Source organism: Flavobacterium sp. (genome assembly GCF_965284515.1).
In the GTDB taxonomy this organism is placed as follows: Bacteria; Bacteroidota; Bacteroidia; order Flavobacteriales; family Flavobacteriaceae; genus Flavobacterium.
Window position 1 is genome coordinate 348,917 of record NZ_OZ260089.1, and the last position, 18,365, is coordinate 367,281.

Genomic DNA, 18,365 nt, shown 5'->3' on the forward strand with positions numbered 1-18,365 from the left:
TTAATTAATTATGTTTAGTTATTACTATTTTAGATTTATCATTTTTTACAATTTGTTCTTTAAACACTCTAAACCGAGTGTACTCTTCCCCTGTAAACTCACCATTGTAAATTATTAATTTTCTTTTATAGAGAAGCTTAGAGTCAGAAATTTTTGAGATTTCCAATTCATATACACCAAAAGCAGAATCAATCCTTATGTTCTCTGGAACAAATTCAAGGAAATAACTTTTAGGTAATTCAATTTCAAAAACATCTTGATCCATGTACCCTCTTTCTATTTTAAGAGGGGTCTTTCTGTCCTTGTAATTACTAGGAACAATTGTGTTTCTGTTAAATATATTTATTGGTAAAATAAATGAATTACCTGCTTTTTTTACAAAATTATTTACCTTAATATTTAATTGTTCGACAAACTCAATTTTCTGTTTATCGTTTATGAAGTTAAAGGTGTTTAGTTCAAATCCAGATAGGTCAGAATATAAATTTTTGTAATATTTTTCAATTTTTAAATGATCAAAATCACTTAAAAACGATTTATTTGAATACTGAATTCCGCCAGATTTGACAATAAAATTCGAATCTAAATCTCCATTTTCATTAACACTAACCTTTCCTTCTGCTAATTGATAACTTTCTTCCGAACTAAACCTTTTAGTTCTAATTATCTCTCCACCTGAAGGCTTAATAACTAATGCTAACCTATCATCAATAAAATCACCTCCAAAAGCAAATGGACTTGTTTGACTGGTGCACTCTAAAAAATAATTTTTATTTTCATAAGGAATTGTTAGAATAACATGGTTACCTTGTTTAGAAACAAAATCTTCATCAAAATCTATTTTATTTTTACCTCCAAAAATAACAGTATAAAAAGAAGAAACGCCAACATTTTGCAACAAAACCCTAGTGTAGTTTGACAAAGCCTTACAATCACCATAACCCAATCTATCAGTATCAATAGTTTTCATAGGTTTCCAACCACCAATACCTAATTGAACACTTACATACCTCGTTTTGCTTTGTATGTATTGATAAATAATTTTAGCTTTATCTAGAGGATTTGTCTCGTTTTTGGTTAATTCTTTAATTTTATTTAGAGTCTGTTCACTTACTCCTGAAGAATCATGTACTAGATTTTCATACCATACTTTTCCAAATTCCAACCAAGATTTAGCATTTCCAGCAACTCCTTCCAAATTAAAGTTTTCTAAACTAAATTTAATTATAGGTCTTGTTTCAGATACTGGAGGAGAAAAGTCCTCAGGTCTCTCTGCTGCAATATTTTCAACTCTAAAACTCAAATTATTAATTGTCTCCTCTTTAACAACATTATATTTATCAAGATTAATCCCTTTGTATTTAAAACCTAAGCTTGATGGAAAATTTATTTTAATTTCAGAATATTTAACACTCTCAAAATAATCATTCAAAGGAATCCAACTTGGAACAAATGCAGTATTTGAACTCCTTACTTCGCTATCGTATTCAATTGTAAACGGATATTCAATAGGTGTGAAGTCTAAATACTTAATCCTATTATCAGTTATTATTGAAAAACCGTCTGTAACACTTTGGTCTTTAAAATCTTTTCCCTTTATTTTTTTTATCTCAGTTCCATTTACATTATAAATGACTGCATTTATGTAAATAATTTTATCTGAATCACTATAATACTCAAAAGCATCAATACTTTTTAATCCATATTCATTTAAAACAGTAATATTTTTTTTTGTTTTTACTTTATATTCATTTTGAGAGATTATGTTAATTTCTATTCTTTGAAGATTAACAACAGTATTGGCATTTTGTAACAAATCTTTTGAAATATTAAAAGAGTTTTTGCTTTGAGCTAGAATTGTTGAATTTATAAATATTAATAAACTCAAAATGGAATATTTTTTAATTATTTCTATCATTCTTTATTTTTTGAATCAATTATTATTGTAACTGGACCATCGTTTACGAGTGACACTTTCATGTCTGCTCCAAATTGCCCTGTTTGTACTTTTTTACCTAATTCTAATTCCATTTGTATTACAAAAGTTTCATATAACGGAATTGCAACATCAGGTTTTGCTGCTTTTATGTAAGATGGACGATTTCCTTTTTTTGTAGCAGCGTGTAATGTAAATTGAGAAACAACTATTACTTCACCATTAATATCTTTTAACGAAAGATTCATCACACTGTTTTCGTCTTCAAAAATTCTCAGGTTAACAATCTTCGTAGTTAGCCAATCAATATCGTCTTTAGAATCAGCTTCTTCAATGCCAACCAAAACCAATAATCCTTTTTGAATTTGGGCTACAATTTCATTATTAATAGCTACAGAGGATTGTAAAACTCTTTGAACAACTACCCTCATTATTAAGACTTTCTTGTTTTGTCGCTTTCAACTCTATCGGCATCATAAATATCTGCACGATAATGTTCTTCATCTCCTTCTAAAATTTGCGTATAGCTTTTGTAACGAGACCAAGCAATATCGTCTTTCTCTAATGCATCTTTAACGGCACATTTTGGCTCGTCTTTATGCAAACAATTGTTAAATTTACACTGCTCTTTTAAGGCAAAAAATTCAGGAAAGTAGTCACCTATTTCTTGTTTCTCCATATCAACAACTCCAAAACCTCTAATACCTGGAGTATCGATAATTTTAGCGTTACCAAAAGACAAATCAAACATTTCTGCAAAAGTGGTAGTATGCTGTCCTTGAGAATGGGATTGAGAAATTTGTTTGGTTTTTAAATTTAAACCTGGTTCTAAAGCATTGACTAAAGTAGACTTACCTACTCCTGAATGACCAGAAAACATTGATGTTTTATTAGTCATTAAAGCTTTAAGTTCGTCGATTCCTTTGTTTTCTAATGCAGAAACACGTAAACATTTATAACCTATTTGAGAATAAATATATTGCAAATACAATTGTTCGTCTGAAGTATCTTCAGTAAAAGTGTCAATTTTATTAAAAATCAAAACAGCTTCAATTCCATAAGCTTCGGCAGTAACCAAAAAACGGTCAATAAAACTTGTTGTTGTAGGCGGATTATTAATAGTTACTAATAAAAAAACCAAATCTATATTAGAGGCAATAATGTGTGTTTGTTTTGAAAGGTTTACCGATTTTCTTACAATATAATTTTTTCGGTCGTTTATAGCATGAATCAATCCGTTTTCAACATCAGAAGTCGTGTCTAATTCAAATTCGACAACATCTCCAACAGCAATTGGATTAGTACTTTTAATACCTTGTAATCTAAATTTTCCTTTAATTCTACATTCGTAAAAAGTACCACTTTCTGCTTTTACAGTATACCAACTTCCAGTAGATTTATATACAATTCCTTTCATTCAACAAAGATATATTATTTATTCACAATTTTTTCTTGATGATTGATACTTTCTTGATGAATTGCTTTGAACAATTTTAATACAAATTCTTCACTTAAACCTTTACTTTCGCCCTCTAAAATCATTTTACCTAAGATTTCATTCCATCTTTTATTTTGTAAAATGGCAACATTTTTTTCTTTCTTAAGCAAACCTATTTCGTCTGCAATTTTCATTCTATTTCCTGAAATCTCAAGAATTTTTTCATCATACACATCAATTTGGGCTCTAAACTTGGCAAGTTTAATGTTATAATCATCGGCTTCGTCTGTTTCTTTACGCACTTTTAAATCAATGAACATTTGCTTTAAACTTGTTGGAGTAACTTGTTGAGCTGCATCACTCCATGCGTTATCTGGATCTGTATGCGTCTCAACGATCAAACCATCGTAATTTAAATCTAAAGCTTGTTGACAAACTTCGTGAATCATATCACGTTTACCTGTAATGTGAGAAGGATCGCAAATTAAGGGTACATCTGGAAAGCGATTTTGAAAATCAATTGCTACCTGCCATTCTGGATTATTACGATATTTTGTTTTTTCATACGTAGAAAAACCTCTATGAATAACTCCTAATTTTTTAATATTTGCATTATGCAAACGCTCTAAACCGCCGATCCATAAAGACAAATCAGGATTTACAGGGTTTTTCAACAAAACGATTTTATCTGTATCCTTTAAAGCATCAGCAATTTCTTGAACCGCAAACGGATTAGCTGCAGTACGAGCGCCAATCCAAAGCACATCAATATCATGTTCTAATGCTAATTGAACGTGAGCTGCAGTAGCAACCTCAGTTGCCATCAACAAGCCTGTTTCTTCTTTAGCCTTTTGCAACCATCTGAGACCAATTGCACCAACTCCTTCAAAACCTCCGGGTCTTGTTCTTGGCTTCCAAATACCAGCTCTAAAAATCGAAACATCTGAATTTTTTAATTCATTTGCAATGTTTAAAACTTGTTCTTCCGTTTCTGCACTGCATGGTCCGGCAATAACTAATGGATGATCTAATTTAAAATCATCTAACCATGTTCTCATTTGTTTATTATTCTCCATAATACTATTGATATTGTAAAATTATAACTTATTTATTAATTAGCTCTTTGGTATTGACCCAAAACTTTAAAATGGGTGGTCATAAGCTGTAATATTTTAGTAGCTTTTTCAAAATGCTTATGTTTTTCAAAAATTACATCTACAAAAAAAGCATAGGCAAAAGGCGTCTCTATAATAGGCAAAGATTGAATCTTAGTCAAATTCAACTTACTGTTATTCAACACGTTTAAAACCGTAGCCAATGCGCCTGGATTATCTTCTAACTCAAATTTTATTGATGCTTTATTGATTAATTCTTTTGGGATTTCTTTATTTGATTTTTTTAGAATTACAAATCGGGTTTTATTACTTTTAACAGTATGTACGCTTTTTGCAATAATTTCTAAATCATAAGTTCTTGCAGCAACAGGGCTAGCTAATGCACCAATATTTTTAATTAATCCTTCCTGAATTCGTTTTGCTGTAATAGCAGTATCTGAACTTTCAACCAATTTTATATGTGGATACTGATTAAAAAAATCTGCACATTGCAGTAAAGCAATTGGATGCGAATGAACTTCGGTAATATCTTCTATTTTTTGATTAGGGTAAACCATTAAGTTCATATCTATATCCAGGTAAAACTCACCAATTATGTGCAAATCATTTTTGTCAATTAGTGCATAATTAGGTAAGATTGCTCCCGCAATAGAATTTTCAATTGCCATAACGGCTTTTTCTGATTGATTCCTTTTCAAACTCATTACAACTTCTTTAAAAGAAGAACATTCATGCAGTTGTATACTTTCATCAAAATATTGATGTGCAACCTGATGATGGAACGAACCTTGAATTCCTTGTATTGCAATTTTTAAATTCATATTCTTTGATTTTTGAGCAAAAAAAAATCCCGATTTGCATCGGGATTGTATAGTTTTATATTAAATACGATTTTTCAATCAATTAACACCATAACAATCCCTCTCTCCTTTCCAGAAGAAATAAAATGAATTGTTATAAAATTTAGAAGTATTCAAAATCTTTTTTTGTTTATTGATTAGGCAAATGTACTAAGTTTTTTCTTTTTTAATTACTTTTGTTACTTAATTTTACAAATATGTCGATAGAAGTTATAAATGTTTCTAAGAATTACGGAGAACAAAAAGCATTAGACAATGTAAGTTTTTCTATTTCTAAAGGAGAAATTGTTGGCTTTTTAGGTCCAAATGGTGCAGGAAAGTCTACTTTAATGAAGATTTTAACGACATATATTTCTGCCGATAAAGGAAATGCATTAGTAAATAACAATGATGTTGTTGAAAATCCAAAAGCCGTTCAAAAAGCCGTTGGTTATTTACCTGAACACAATCCTTTATATTTAGATTTATACATAAGAGAATACTTAGCTTTTAACGCTGATGTTTATAAAACACCTAAATCGAGAATTGAAGAAGTAATTACTTTAACTGGCTTAACTCCAGAAAGCAATAAAAAAATTGGAGAATTATCTAAAGGATATCGTCAAAGAGTTGGACTTGCTTGTGCACTTTTACATGACCCTGAAGTTCTAATTTTAGATGAACCTACAACTGGTTTAGATCCAAATCAATTAGTTGAAATAAGAGAATTGATTAAAAATATTGGTAAAAACAAAACTGTTTTTCTTTCTACACACATCATGCAAGAAGTTGAAGCTATTTGTGATAGAATCATCATTATTAATAATGGAAAAATCGTAACCGATAAAAAACTAAATCAGATATCTGAAAGTACAGAACAAACAATTATAGTAGAATTTGATTTAAAAATTGAAGAACAGTTTATTTCAAAGTTACCAAACCTAACTTCTTACAAAAACACTCACGACATGATATGGGAACTTACTTTTACAAGTAACGAAGATATGCGTTCAGTAGTTTTTGATTTTGCTCAAGAAAACGGATTAAAAACATTACAATTAAGTTCTAAAGATAAAAACGTTGAAACTGTATTTAGAGAAATGACTGCAAAAAAATAAATCCATTATACAAATTATATAATGGATTTATCTCATCAGTTTTTACTTTTTTTAGTCTAAAGTTGCAATATATTGTTTTTGCATCTTATCTAAATCATAATAAATAACCGATAAAGCATATTTTGAAAGTGCCGGATCAATAACTTGGCTATAAATAAATGCATCTTCTGTTAAACCGTGCTTCGTTATTGCCTCCTTTACATATTTAACTGCTCTGTCTTTATCATTATTATTGTAATAGCAGTTAGCAATTTCAAGATATACATTTTTTAAGTCTTTTGCATTAGGTGATTTTATATATTTTTCATATCCCTTAATGGCTAAATCATAATTCTTCTCAATACTAGCTGTTCTTGCTTGTTCAAGAAGTAACGAATCATTTTCACTTGCATAATTAAATTGCGCAACGAATAAAAATACTAGAGTTAGGATAATTTTTTTCATGGCATTTTCTTTAATGGTTTAACATTATAAACTTACCACTTTTTTTAATAAATAAAAAATAAAATAATCAACGAAAATCAATTTTTAAAACTTTTGAAATATCATTTTAACATTTTTGTTGAATTATATTAAACAAAAACACCCTATTAATAAAATTATACTCAACACAACTGTTCGTTTTTCCAAAATACTGACTTATTAGCAAAAATCATTTTTTTTAATAAAAAATATCATTTCACATAAAAACCACTAAAACTATTACTTTTGAAATATATTTCTGACGCAATTATACAACTTAAAAAATTTCTTCTGCAATTGTTCTAATGTTTGTTGCTTTTCCCATTGAATAGTAATGTAAAACAGGAATTCCAGCCGCAACTAACTCTTTACTTTGTTGGATACACCATTCTACTCCTATTTGAGAAACAGATTCGTTGTTTTTAGCCCTAACCACTTCTTTAATTAATTCGTCAGGCAAATCGACCTTAAATCGATGAGGGATTAAATTTAATTGTTTCACCGTAGCTAAAGGCTTCAAGCCAGGGATAATAGGAACCGTAATTCCTTCTGTTCTGCATTTTGCTACAAAATCAAAAAATTTCTGATTATCGAAAAACATTTGTGTAATGATATAATCTGCTCCGTTTTTTATTTTTTGCTTCACAAAATGTATATCACTATCTAAACTGGGTGCTTCCATGTGTTTTTCTGGATAACCTGCCACACCAATGCAAAAATCGGTTTTGGTGGAATTTTGCAAATCTTCATCTAAATAAATTCCTTTATTCAAATTACTTATTTGTGTTACCAATTCCGAAGCATAGGCATGACCCTCTTTTTCAGGTTTAAAATACGTTTCACTTTTAACAGCATCACCACGAAGTGCAACTACATTATCAATTCCTAAAAAATCTAAATCAATTAATAAATTCTCAGTATCTTCTTTGGTAAAACCGCCACATAATATATGAGGAATAGCATCAACATTATATCTGTTTTGAATACCAGCACAAATTCCAACCGTTCCAGGACGCTTTTTTACAATTTTCTTTTGTAGCAACCCGTTTTCTCTTTCCTTATATTCATATTCTTCTCTATGGTATGTAACGTCTATGAATGGTGGATTAAATTCTATTAATGGATCGATACTATCAAAAATAGACTGAATATTTTGTCCTTTTAAAGGCGGTAAAATCTCAAAGGAGAATAATGTTTTTCCGTTGGCATTTTGTATATGTTCTGTTACTTTCATGTTTTTAGGTTTTAGGTGTTGGGTGTTGGACAATAGGCAACCTTTTGCCTAATACCTTTTACCCAATACCTTAAATTAATCTGCTAAATTGGGTGAAAGCCATTTTTTGGCTAATTCAATGCTAATATTTCTTCTTTTTGCGTAATCTTCTAATTGGTCCTTTTTAATTTTTCCTAAACCAAAATATTTACTTTCTGGATTTGCAAAATAATATCCCGAAACCGAAGCTGCTGGCCACATTGCCATACTTTCGGTTAGCTTTACCCCTATTCCTTGTTCTACATTTAATAATTTCCAAATGGTTTGTTTTTCTAAATGGTCGGGACAAGCAGGATAACCTGGAGCGGGACGAATTCCTTTGTATTGTTCTTTGATTAAATCCTCATTTGAAAAAACCTCATCAGAAGCATAACCCCAAATTTCCTTACGAACTTTTAAGTGCAAAAATTCTGCAAAGGCTTCGGCTAATCTGTCGCCTAAAGCTTTAACTAAAATAGAATTGTAATCGTCTAATTTTTTTTCAAATTCGGATGCTTTTTCATCTACACCAAAACCAGTTGACACACAGAAACATCCAATATAATCTTGAATTCCTAAATCTTTCGGAGCAATAAAATCCGCTAAAGCAATATTTGGAGCACCAACTGTTTTTTGTGATTGCTGACGAAGCGTTAAAAATTTTTCAACTTCGTTTGAAGCGACAACTTCAACATCATCATCATTGATAGTATTAGCTGGAAAAATTCCCAAAATTCCTTTGGCGGAAAACCACTTTTCGGAAACAATTTGAGATAGCATTTTTTGTGCATCCTCAAACAAATTTGTTGCTTGTTCGCCTACAATTTCATCGGTTAAAATCGCCGGAAACTTTCCATATAATTCCCAAGATAGGAAAAACGGTGTCCAATCAATGAAATCTACTAATTCCGAAAGTTCGACTTCAATGGTTTTGGTTCCAATAAAATTTGGTTTCACAGGTTTGTAATTATTCCAATCGATTTTGAATTTATTTTTACGCACTTCATCAATCGACAAGAAATTTTTTTCCCGACTTCTATTTAAATAACCTTCACGAAGTGTGCCATATTCTTCACGAAGTGATTTTGCATAGGTAACTTTAGTATTGGGTTGTAATAAATTGCTTGCAACAGTAACTGCACGTGAAGCATCATTAACATGAACTACTGTTTGCTTATATTCAGGAGCAATTTTTACAGCAGTATGAGCTCGAGAAGTTGTTGCTCCACCAATCATAATTGGAATTTTAATATTTAATTTATCCATCTCTTTAGCCAAATACACCATTTCATCCAACGAAGGCGTAATCAAACCACTCAAACCAATAATATCTACCTTTTCTTTAACTGCAGTTTCAATGATTTTTTCAGGCGGAACCATTACGCCTAAATCGATAATTTCAAAATTATTACAAGCTAAAACTACTGAAACTATGTTTTTTCCAATATCGTGAACATCACCTTTTACAGTTGCCAACAATACTTTTCCAGCACTTGAAGAAGTGGAACCATCTTTTGATGCTTCAATATAAGGAAGTAAATAAGCTACCGCTTTTTTCATTACACGCGCTGATTTTACTACTTGTGGTAAGAACATTTTCCCAGAACCAAACAAATCTCCCACCACATTCATTCCAGCCATCAAATTGATTTCAATAACTTCAATTGGTTTTTTGGCCAACTGACGTGCTTCTTCGATATCAATTTCAATAAATTCATCAATACCTTTTACCAAGGAATGGGTTAATCTTTCTTGAACAGAGCTGTTCCGCCATTGCTTACGACTGTTCGCTTCGCTCGAGTCAGCAATAACTTTTTCATTTGATTTCACATCACCTTTGAAGCTTTCGGCTAAATCCAGCAAACGTTCTGTGGCATCTTCTCTTCTATTTAATAAAACATCTTCAACATGTTCTAATAAAATAGAATCAATTTCATCGTAAACCTCTAACATTTCTGGATTCACAATCCCCATCGTCATTCCATTTTGGATGGCATGGTATAAAAATGCAGAATGTATCGCCTCACGCACTTTATCGTTTCCACGGAAAGAAAAAGACACATTACTAACTCCTCCCGAAATATTTACATACGGAAGATTTTCGCGAATCCATTTGGTTGCTCTAAAGAAATCTAAGGCATTGAGTTTATGTTCCTCCATTCCGGTTGCCACTGGGAATATATTGGGATCAAAAATGATATCTTCCGCCGGAAAGTCAACTTCGTTTACCAAAATATCGTAACTTCTTTTGCAAATTTCAATACGTCTTTCGTAAGTATCGGCCTGGCCATTTTCGTCAAAAGCCATTACAATTACAGCAGCTCCGTATCGTTTGATTAATTTAGCATGATGAATAAAAGCAGCTTCTCCTTCTTTTAAAGAAATTGAATTCACCACACTTTTTCCTTGCACTACTTTCAATCCAGCTTCAATAATTTCCCATTTTGAGCTATCTATCATAATAGGAACACGAGCAATATCCGGTTCAGCTGCAATTAGATTTAGGAACTTTGTCATCGCATAAACTCCGTCTAACATTCCTTCATCCATATTTATATCGATGATTTGCGCTCCACCTTCTACTTGGGTTCTAGCAACATCTAGTGCTTCATCATACTTTTCTTCTTTAATTAATCGAAGAAATTTACGTGAACCTGTTACATTAGTACGCTCACCAACATTTAAAAAATTGGTTTCTGGAGTTACAATCAAAGGTTCTAATCCTGATAATTGAAGGTATTTATTGGTTTTATAACTCATCGTTTATTCTCTTGTAATGCTTGTTAACCTCTTTACAAAACAATTTGAAATCTGTTCTAAAATTTTGCCATTTATTTTGTAATCCTTTTTTTGTTTCTACTATTTTATTTTTCATTGTTATCAGACTTCAATGGTTATTCCTCTAGGTTTAAATTTATCTGCGACTTCGGCAATTCGTTTGATATGTTCTGGAGTTGTACCGCAACAGCCTCCAATAATATTTACCAAATTATCTTGTAAATATTCTCGAATTAAAGTCTGCATTTCTATGGGTGTTTGATCGTATTCCCCAAAAGCATTTGGCAAACCAGCATTTGGATGTGCTGAAACATTTAGATTGGTATTTTGGGACAACCTTTTCAAATAAGGCTTTAATTGATCTGCACCTAAAGCACAATTAAATCCGATACTTAACAATGGGATGTGCGAAATGGAAATCAAAAAAGCTTCAACTGTTTGACCCGATAAAGTTCTTCCAGAAGCATCTGTAATTGTCCCTGAAACCATTACTGGAATATCGATATTTCTTTCTTCTTTGACTTCCTCTATAGCAAACAAAGCTGCTTTTGCATTTAAGGTGTCGAAAATTGTTTCTACTAATAAAACATCGCAACCACCATCAATTAAAGCCTCAACTTGATGTTTATAAGCGATTCGTAAATCATCAAAAGTAACCGCACGAAAACCTGGATCATTAACATCTGGCGACATGGATGCAGTTCTATTTGTTGGCCCAATTGAACCCGCAACAAAACGAGGTTTATCTGTAAATTCATCAGCAACTTCACGAGCTATTTTTGCAGATTGATAGTTTAATTCGTAAACCAAATCTTCTAAATGATAATCAGCCATTCCGATAGTTGTTCCAGAAAACGTATTGGTTTCCACAATATCAGCACCTGCTTCAAAATACAAGCGGTGGACATGCTTTACAGCTTCGGGTTGCGTTATGGAAAGTAAATCGTTATTTCCCTTTAAAGGATATGGAAAGTCTTTGAAACGTGAACTGCGAAAATCTTCTTCTGAAAAATTATTGCGTTGTAACATCGTTCCCATTGCTCCATCTAGGACAAGGATTCTTTCTTTTATAGCTTCTTGAATTTTTGACATATTGTATTACTTATAAATTGTCATCAAGAAACTGGAAAGAATTTCGTTGAGTTATCTTTTTCCGACAATTCGGAATAGAATGTAGCACCTTTCTCATTATAAGGAATAAGAGGTTGCCAAGCTTTCATTGAGTCTAATCTCTCCAGCTTTCGTGATAACAATCATTATGTTTATGAACAGGGCAAAATTACTAATTAAAATTACATTTAGAAATATTTTCTAAATAATAATTGTTTTTATTCTTATTTAGATTTAAAATCTACATTATATATGTATTTAAGATTTTTTTTAAATTAATTTTAATCTAATGCTTGTTTTAAATCTGCAATTATATCCGCTACTGTTTCTAATCCTACAGACACTCTTACTAATCCATCTGTAATACTAACCGCTAATCGTTCTTCTATCGACAACTTACTATGTGTTGTGGATGCCGGATGTGTAACAATAGAGCGTGTATCTCCTAAATTTGCAGAAAGAGAGCATAATTTTATTTTATCTAAAAAATTACGCCCAGCAACTATCCCCCCTTTAATTTCAAAAGCCACAATATTCCCCCCCAATTTCATTTGTTTTTTAGCCACCTCATATTGCGGATGTGATTTTAGAAACGGATATTTTACCATTCGAACTTTTGGATGCGCTTCTAAAAATTCAGCCACTTTTAAAGCATTCTCACAATGTTTTTCAATTCGAACTGGCAACGTTTCTAAACTTTTTGATAATATCCAAGCATTGAAAGGCGACAAAGCTGGACCTGTATTTCTAGAAAACAAATAAATTTCACGAACCAAATCAGAACGTCCAACTGTTACTCCACCTAAAACTCTACCTTGACCATCTATTAATTTGGTTGCAGAATGAATCACTAAATCGGCACCAAATTGGATTGGATTTTGAATATAAGGCGTTGCAAAACAATTATCTATAATCAAAATCAAGTTGTGCTTTTTAGCAATTTTCCCTAAAAGCTCTAAATCTAAAATATCCACCGCAGGATTTGTTGGCGATTCAGCAAATATGATTTTTGTATTGGGCTTAATAAAATCCTCAATTGTTTCTGGCTTATTAATATCAAAATAACTTGTTGTAATATTCCATTTAGGGAAATACTTGGTAAACAAAGTATGCGTTGAACCAAAAACACTTCCTACAGAAACAATGTGATCGCCTGAATTTAACAATGCTGCAAAAGTAGAATATACAGCAGCCATACCTGTTGCAAATGCAAAACCATATTCCGCACCTTCCATTTGGCAGATTTTCTCCACAAATTCAGATGTGTTTGGATTGGAAAATCTACTATACAAATTTCTCTCCTTCTCTTCCGCAAAAGAAGCGCGCATATCTTCCGCATCATCAAAAACAAAACTCGATGTTAAATATAATGGCACAGAATGCTCTGAAAATTGTGTTCGTTCTAATTGCGAACGTATTGCTTTGGTTTCAAAACCTAATTCTTGCTTACACATTTTATAATTTTTTATCCGATAAACGTAAAATATCTCCAAAAACCCCTCTAGCAGTAACATTTGCTCCTGCACCTGCACCTTGAATTACAATAGGCTGCTCACCATACGATTCGGTATAAATTTCAAAAATAGAATCGGAACCTTGAAGCGAGCCTAATGCCGAATTAGCAGGAACCGAAACTAATTTTACTTCTAATTTACCTTTATCTTGTTGTAAATCTCCCGACAACTCACCTATGTAACGCAACACATGGCTTTCTTGTTGACTATTCTTAATCTCTTCATAAGGCGAATCAAATTCTTTTAATCTGGTTAAAAACTCTCCTACATTTCCTTCTTGAAGATTTTCCGGAATTAAATTTTGTATTATGACTTCTTTAAATTCATTTTGTAAATCTAATTCGCGTGCTAGTATTAATAATTTTCGACCCACATCGTTTCCGCATAAATCTTCTCTTGGGTCTGGCTCAGTGAATCCTTTATCTATTGCTTCTTGTAAAACTTGACTAAATGGAATTTCTTTTTTAGAATAATTATTAAACAAATAACTTAATGAACCTGAAAAAACACCTTTTATTTTAGTAATATTCTCGCCAGACAAATGCAACAATTTAATCGTATCAATTAAAGGCAAACCAGCACCAACATTAGTTTCATACAAGTATTCTTTTTGATTATCTTTTAAAACTTTTCGTAGTTTGCTGTAAAAATCGAAACTTATTGTATTAGCAACTTTATTAGAAGAAATTAAATCGAAACTATTTTCTGCCAAAGCAATATAATTTTCAACAAAAGTTGCGCTAGCAGTATTATCAATAGCAATTAAATTTTCTAAATGATGTTCTTTAGCATATGAAATTACATCTCCAATAGTGTACAAAACTCCTTTTTCCTGTAATGCAGATTTCCAATTTTCTCCAATTCCAAATTTATTCAACACTACTTTTTTAGAATTGGAAACTGCAAACACATTTAATTTAACTCCTTTCTTTTTTTCAATTTTTTCTGCCGAAGCAACAATTTGATCTATGAGTGTTCCACCAACTAAACCATGTCCAAAAACTGCAATGTTGATTTTTTTTGATACTCCAAAAATTTCTCCATGGATAACATTTAAAGCACGTTTAAATTCACGTTCATCTATAACCAAGCTAATGTTTCTACCTGTAATTGTATTGTTTAAAAGAATTGGTGTGATTTTATTTCGAATCAAAGCCGTGTATGGCTTATAGAAATTACTCAAATCTTGACCTATGATTGAAATTACCGCAATATTATCATTTACAGAAATTTTGTTTACATCTTTGGTGTAAAAATCATTTTCAAATTCTTTTTCTAAACCTAATAATGCTTTTGATGCTTTATCTGAATTTACAACCAAACCTATTCCTCTTTCTGAAGAACCTTGCGAAATGATACTTACACTAACATCATTTTCTGCCATTACCCTAAAAATTCGAGCATCCACACCTGTTTTTCCAAGTAAACCTCTTCCTTCTAAATTGATTAGTGACACATTTGTTAAAACCGAAAGTGACTTAATTCCTTCGTTAGTTTGCTCTGAAGTGATTAAAGTTCCTGTGTTATCTGTATTAAATGTATTTAGAATTCGCAAAGGAATATTTTTTTCCACTAATGGAATTATAGTTTTTGCATGTAAAATTTGCGCACCAAAATTCGCTAACTCATTTGCTTCGTTAAAGGACAAACGCTCTATTTTCTTAGCATCGATAACTAAATCAGGGTTTGCTGTAAAAATTCCGTCAACATGAGTAAAATTTTGAAATTCAGATGCATTTAAATAATTAGCTAATAATGAAGCTGTATAATTACTTCCATTTCTACCTAAAGTAGTCGTTTCATTATGTAAAGTAGAACCAATAAAACCTGTTACAACATTTACAACATCCTGATTATCATTAAAATAATTAATAACATTTCGTCTTGAAACCGCTTCTATAGGTTGCGCATTCCCAAAATTAACGTCTGTTTTAATCAACTCTCTAGCATCGGTAAAACTAGCCTTAATATTATTTTCAATAAGTAATTGAGTAATGTATTTTGCAGAAATAATTTCACCAAAAGCAATTACCTGATCTTTTATTTTCTCACTATAATCTCCAAGCAACAAAACTCCTTCGAATATTTTTTCTAATTTTAAAAAATCATTTTTAAAAATATTTTCTTTCAACCCGTATAACTGATAATTTTTAAACTCTTCAAAATCATTTTTATAAGCAATATTTGCTTGTGCTTTTTTAAGCAAAATAACCAATTCATCAGTTGCATTACCACGAGCAGAAACCACAACAGTAATTGGCTCATTATTGAAATATTTTTGTGCGATTGTCTGTACAACTCTTTCTAAACCTTCTCCATTTGCCAAAGATTTACCTCCAAATTTTAGTATTTTCATTTTTACGCTATTTAAATATTGGTTTTAAAATTTCATTTAACTGTTTGTATTCTATTAAAAAAGCATCATGTCCGTGAATAGATTTAATTTCATCATAAAACACATTTTGCTTATACTTTTTCAAATTTGTAAAACATATTCTAATATCATTTGCAGTAAAGAAATAATCCGTATTTGTAGAAACCAGGTAAATATTAGATTGAATTATATTTGCCAACTCTTCAGCAGTGTTAAATTTTAAAACATCAACCGTTTTCAACAAATGATTCATTAATTTGTATGAAGAAAGTTGAAATCTGCTTTGCAATTTTTCACCATGATGCAACAGCCAACTTTCTACTTTAAAAAATGTTTCGTCTTTCACGTTTTGAAGACTATTTTCAAATTTATCTTTTAATGATTCAGGTGTTCTGTACAACATCATGGCATGAATTCGTGCATCGTGAATTGGGTTTTTAGAATTATTCAGAATCAAATCTTGAATTAACACATTCCCTATTATCCAATCGGAAGCTTTCCAACTTGTTGCAATTGGGATTAAATGCGTAATCGCTTTAGGGCGAATTACAGCCATTTCCCATGCAATAGCTCCTCCCAAACTTCCACCAATTACGGCAAACACCTGATTCACTCGAAATGAATCAATTCCTTTCCAAAATAAATTAGCAATATCGTAAGTGGTGAAATCTTGATAGTTTTCAATTAAATTTCCTTCATCTAGAAAACCATTCCCTGGAATATTGAATGCTAAAATGGTATACTTATTTGTATCTATAATTTTATGTTCTCCAACTAATTCATTCCACCAACCATTCTCTCCAATAACTTGTGAATTCCCAGTTAATGCATGGTTTACAATTACTAAAGGAGCGCTTCCAACTGACCTTCCAAACAGTTGATAACTAACCATAATTTTTTCTTGTAGCTTCCCATTTTTTAAGACAACGTTATGAAATACTATTTTTTTCAAATCAGACATGTAATTTTTTTAATAAAATTCTAAAAGATTAAACTAATACTAATTTTTCAGATATTAATTTTTCAAAAACAACTTTTAAATCTTCTTTTAAATCTTCAATATCCTCCAAACCAACTGACAATCTTATTAAATCTTTAGAAACACCTGTTGTTAATTGCTCTTTATCAGATAATTGTTGGTGTGTTGTACTTGCTGGATGAATAATTAATGATTTTGTATCGCCAATATTAGCCAAGAGAGAAAATAACTTAGTATTGTCAGCTACTTTTTTAGCCGCCTCAAAACCACCTTTTAATCCGAAAGTCACTACGCCACTATGTCCTTCAGGTAAATATTGTTTAGCTAAATCATAATACGGTGAACTTTCAAGACCCGGATAATTAACCCAAGCCACTTGCTCTTGGTTTTGTAACCATTTTGCTAAAGCCAATGCATTTTCACTGTGTTTTTTTATTCGAATAGATAACGTTTCTAAACCTTGAAGAATTTGAAAAGCATTAAACGGACTCAAAGCTGCACCAAAATCCCTCAATCCTTCTATTCTAACTTTTGCAATGAATGAAGCCGCTCCTAAAACATCATGATATTTCAATCCATGATAACAAGCAGACGGCTCTGTAAATTCAGGAAACTTTCCATTAGTCCAATCGAATTTTCCAGCATCAACAATAACACCTCCAAGAGAAGTTCCATTACCTGTTATGTATTTTGTAAGCGAATGAATTACAATATCAGCCCCATGTAAAATTGGGTTAAGCAAATATGGAGTTGCAACAGTATTATCTACTACAAATGGAATTTTATTTGCTTTAGCAACTTTAGAAATTGCTTTTAAATCTAACACGTCTAACTTTGGATTCCCTAGGCTTTCTGCGAAAATTACTCTCGTGTTTTCTTGCACTGCTTTATTGAAATTTTCAGGATTTGAAGGATCTACAAATGTGGTTATAATACCTAGCCTTGGTAATGTAACACTCAATAAATTATAGGTTCCGCCATATAGACTACTTGATGCAACAATATGATCGCCTGCTTTAAGCAACACTAATAAGGCAGTTGCAATTGCAGACGTTCCTGAAGCGGTGACAACAGCTCCAATTCCATGCTCTAATTGCGCTAAACGCTGTTCTAAAACATCATTTGTTGGATTATTGAGTCGTGTATAAATATATCCTGCTTCCGTTAAACCAAATAAATTTGCCGCATGATCAGAATCATTAAACACATAAGAACTCGTTTGATAAATAGGGACAGCTCTTGTTCCTTCTGTTTTTGTGGTATCATGACCTGCGTGTAATGCTTTTGTTGAAAATTTTTGTGTACTCATTTTAATTTATTATTTATTATTATTAACTATTTAATCTGTAATGTTTTTTTTAGACACATTCGACATAAACTTCTTGATAGATAAACTCTCACTCTTCTATTTTTAAAATTGGACATAAAAAAACCCCTGTAATGAACAGAG

At 31.4% G+C, this 18,365-nt stretch carries 14 protein-coding genes and 1 riboswitch; of the genes, 1 reads left to right on the forward strand and 13 read right to left on the reverse strand.

All coding sequences use genetic code 11. The features are described 5' to 3' along the window. Positions 1-4: 4 nt before the first annotated feature. Genes ACQ65T_RS01720 through ACQ65T_RS01740 form a run of 5 tightly spaced genes read right to left on the reverse strand, consistent with a single transcriptional unit; the run spans position 5 to position 5,310 of the window. Positions 5-1,918, reverse strand: coding sequence for a DUF3857 domain-containing protein (locus ACQ65T_RS01720; protein WP_430399381.1), 1,914 nt, complete (start codon positions 1,916-1,918; stop codon positions 5-7). Then, positions 1,915-2,367, reverse strand: a complete 453-nt coding sequence (gene dtd / locus ACQ65T_RS01725; protein WP_430399382.1) for a D-aminoacyl-tRNA deacylase — start codon at positions 2,365-2,367, stop codon at positions 1,915-1,917. Before dtd ends, ACQ65T_RS01720 begins: the two co-directional genes overlap by 4 nt. A 2-nt stretch (positions 2,368-2,369) precedes the next feature. Then, positions 2,370-3,353, reverse strand: a complete 984-nt coding sequence (gene rsgA, locus ACQ65T_RS01730) for a ribosome small subunit-dependent GTPase A (protein ID WP_430399383.1) — start codon at positions 3,351-3,353, stop codon at positions 2,370-2,372. A 14-nt stretch (positions 3,354-3,367) separates the two neighbouring features. After that, positions 3,368-4,450, reverse strand: a complete 1,083-nt coding sequence (locus ACQ65T_RS01735; protein ID WP_430399384.1) for a chorismate mutase — start codon at positions 4,448-4,450, stop codon at positions 3,368-3,370. Positions 4,451-4,485: 35 nt separating this feature from the next. Then, positions 4,486-5,310, reverse strand: a complete 825-nt coding sequence (locus tag ACQ65T_RS01740; RefSeq protein ID WP_430399385.1) for a prephenate dehydratase — start codon at positions 5,308-5,310, stop codon at positions 4,486-4,488. A 236-nt stretch (positions 5,311-5,546) separates the two neighbouring features. Between ACQ65T_RS01740 and gldA the strand changes: the two genes are divergently transcribed. After that, entirely contained in the window at positions 5,547-6,446 is a 900-nt protein-coding gene (gene gldA / locus ACQ65T_RS01745; protein ID WP_430399386.1) for a gliding motility-associated ABC transporter ATP-binding subunit GldA, read from the forward strand. A 51-nt stretch (positions 6,447-6,497) separates the two neighbouring features. Here the strand turns inward: gldA and ACQ65T_RS01750 are convergent, their stop codons facing one another. The 8 genes from ACQ65T_RS01750 to ACQ65T_RS01785 form a co-directional block, all read right to left on the reverse strand. Beyond that, positions 6,498-6,890: a tetratricopeptide repeat protein gene (locus ACQ65T_RS01750; RefSeq protein WP_430399387.1), complete on the reverse strand. Its 393-nt coding sequence runs from the start codon at positions 6,888-6,890 to the stop codon at positions 6,498-6,500. A gap of 295 nt (positions 6,891-7,185) precedes the next feature. Then, positions 7,186-8,142 (reverse strand): methylenetetrahydrofolate reductase [NAD(P)H], encoded by a 957-nt coding sequence (gene metF / locus ACQ65T_RS01755; RefSeq protein WP_430399388.1) that lies wholly within the window; start codon positions 8,140-8,142, stop codon positions 7,186-7,188. A gap of 75 nt (positions 8,143-8,217) precedes the next feature. Next, entirely contained in the window at positions 8,218-10,920 is a 2,703-nt protein-coding gene (metH, locus tag ACQ65T_RS01760; RefSeq protein ID WP_430399389.1) for a methionine synthase, read from the reverse strand. A 120-nt stretch (positions 10,921-11,040) separates the two neighbouring features. After that, entirely contained in the window at positions 11,041-12,030 is a 990-nt protein-coding gene (locus ACQ65T_RS01765) for a homocysteine S-methyltransferase family protein (RefSeq protein ID WP_430399390.1), read from the reverse strand. Positions 12,031-12,078: 48 nt separating this feature from the next. Further along, positions 12,079-12,191, reverse strand: a riboswitch (SAM riboswitch). 138 nt (positions 12,192-12,329) lie between these two features. After that, complete coding sequence (locus tag ACQ65T_RS01770; protein WP_430399391.1) at positions 12,330-13,502, reverse strand: trans-sulfuration enzyme family protein; 1,173 nt, start codon at positions 13,500-13,502, stop codon at positions 12,330-12,332. Position 13,503: 1 nt separating this feature from the next. Further along, positions 13,504-15,918, reverse strand: coding sequence for a bifunctional aspartate kinase/homoserine dehydrogenase I (gene thrA / locus ACQ65T_RS01775; protein WP_430399392.1), 2,415 nt, complete (start codon positions 15,916-15,918; stop codon positions 13,504-13,506). Positions 15,919-15,925: 7 nt separating this feature from the next. Next, positions 15,926-16,897, reverse strand: a complete 972-nt coding sequence (locus ACQ65T_RS01780) for an alpha/beta fold hydrolase (protein ID WP_430399393.1) — start codon at positions 16,895-16,897, stop codon at positions 15,926-15,928. Positions 16,898-16,925: 28 nt separating this feature from the next. Next, a complete protein-coding gene (locus ACQ65T_RS01785) occupies positions 16,926-18,224 on the reverse strand; it encodes an O-acetylhomoserine aminocarboxypropyltransferase/cysteine synthase family protein (protein ID WP_430399394.1) in 1,299 nt (432 codons plus the stop codon). Positions 18,225-18,365 lie beyond the last annotated feature (141 nt).

Coding starts and splice junctions, on each gene's coding strand:
- ACQ65T_RS01720 (WP_430399381.1), bottom strand. CDS start 1,918: ATGATAGAAATAATTAAAAAATATTCCATTTTGAGTTTATTAATATTT.
- dtd (WP_430399382.1), bottom strand. CDS start 2,367: ATGAGGGTAGTTGTTCAAAGAGTTTTACAATCCTCTGTAGCTATTAAT.
- rsgA (WP_430399383.1), bottom strand. CDS start 3,353: ATGAAAGGAATTGTATATAAATCTACTGGAAGTTGGTATACTGTAAAA.
- ACQ65T_RS01735 (WP_430399384.1), bottom strand. CDS start 4,450: ATGGAGAATAATAAACAAATGAGAACATGGTTAGATGATTTTAAATTA.
- ACQ65T_RS01740 (WP_430399385.1), bottom strand. CDS start 5,310: ATGAATTTAAAAATTGCAATACAAGGAATTCAAGGTTCGTTCCATCAT.
- gldA (WP_430399386.1), top strand. CDS start 5,547: ATGTCGATAGAAGTTATAAATGTTTCTAAGAATTACGGAGAACAAAAA.
- ACQ65T_RS01750 (WP_430399387.1), bottom strand. CDS start 6,890: ATGAAAAAAATTATCCTAACTCTAGTATTTTTATTCGTTGCGCAATTT.
- metF (WP_430399388.1), bottom strand. CDS start 8,142: ATGAAAGTAACAGAACATATACAAAATGCCAACGGAAAAACATTATTC.
- metH (WP_430399389.1), bottom strand. CDS start 10,920: ATGAGTTATAAAACCAATAAATACCTTCAATTATCAGGATTAGAACCT.
- ACQ65T_RS01765 (WP_430399390.1), bottom strand. CDS start 12,030: ATGTCAAAAATTCAAGAAGCTATAAAAGAAAGAATCCTTGTCCTAGAT.
- ACQ65T_RS01770 (WP_430399391.1), bottom strand. CDS start 13,502: ATGTGTAAGCAAGAATTAGGTTTTGAAACCAAAGCAATACGTTCGCAA.
- thrA (WP_430399392.1), bottom strand. CDS start 15,918: ATGAAAATACTAAAATTTGGAGGTAAATCTTTGGCAAATGGAGAAGGT.
- ACQ65T_RS01780 (WP_430399393.1), bottom strand. CDS start 16,897: ATGTCTGATTTGAAAAAAATAGTATTTCATAACGTTGTCTTAAAAAAT.
- ACQ65T_RS01785 (WP_430399394.1), bottom strand. CDS start 18,224: ATGAGTACACAAAAATTTTCAACAAAAGCATTACACGCAGGTCATGAT.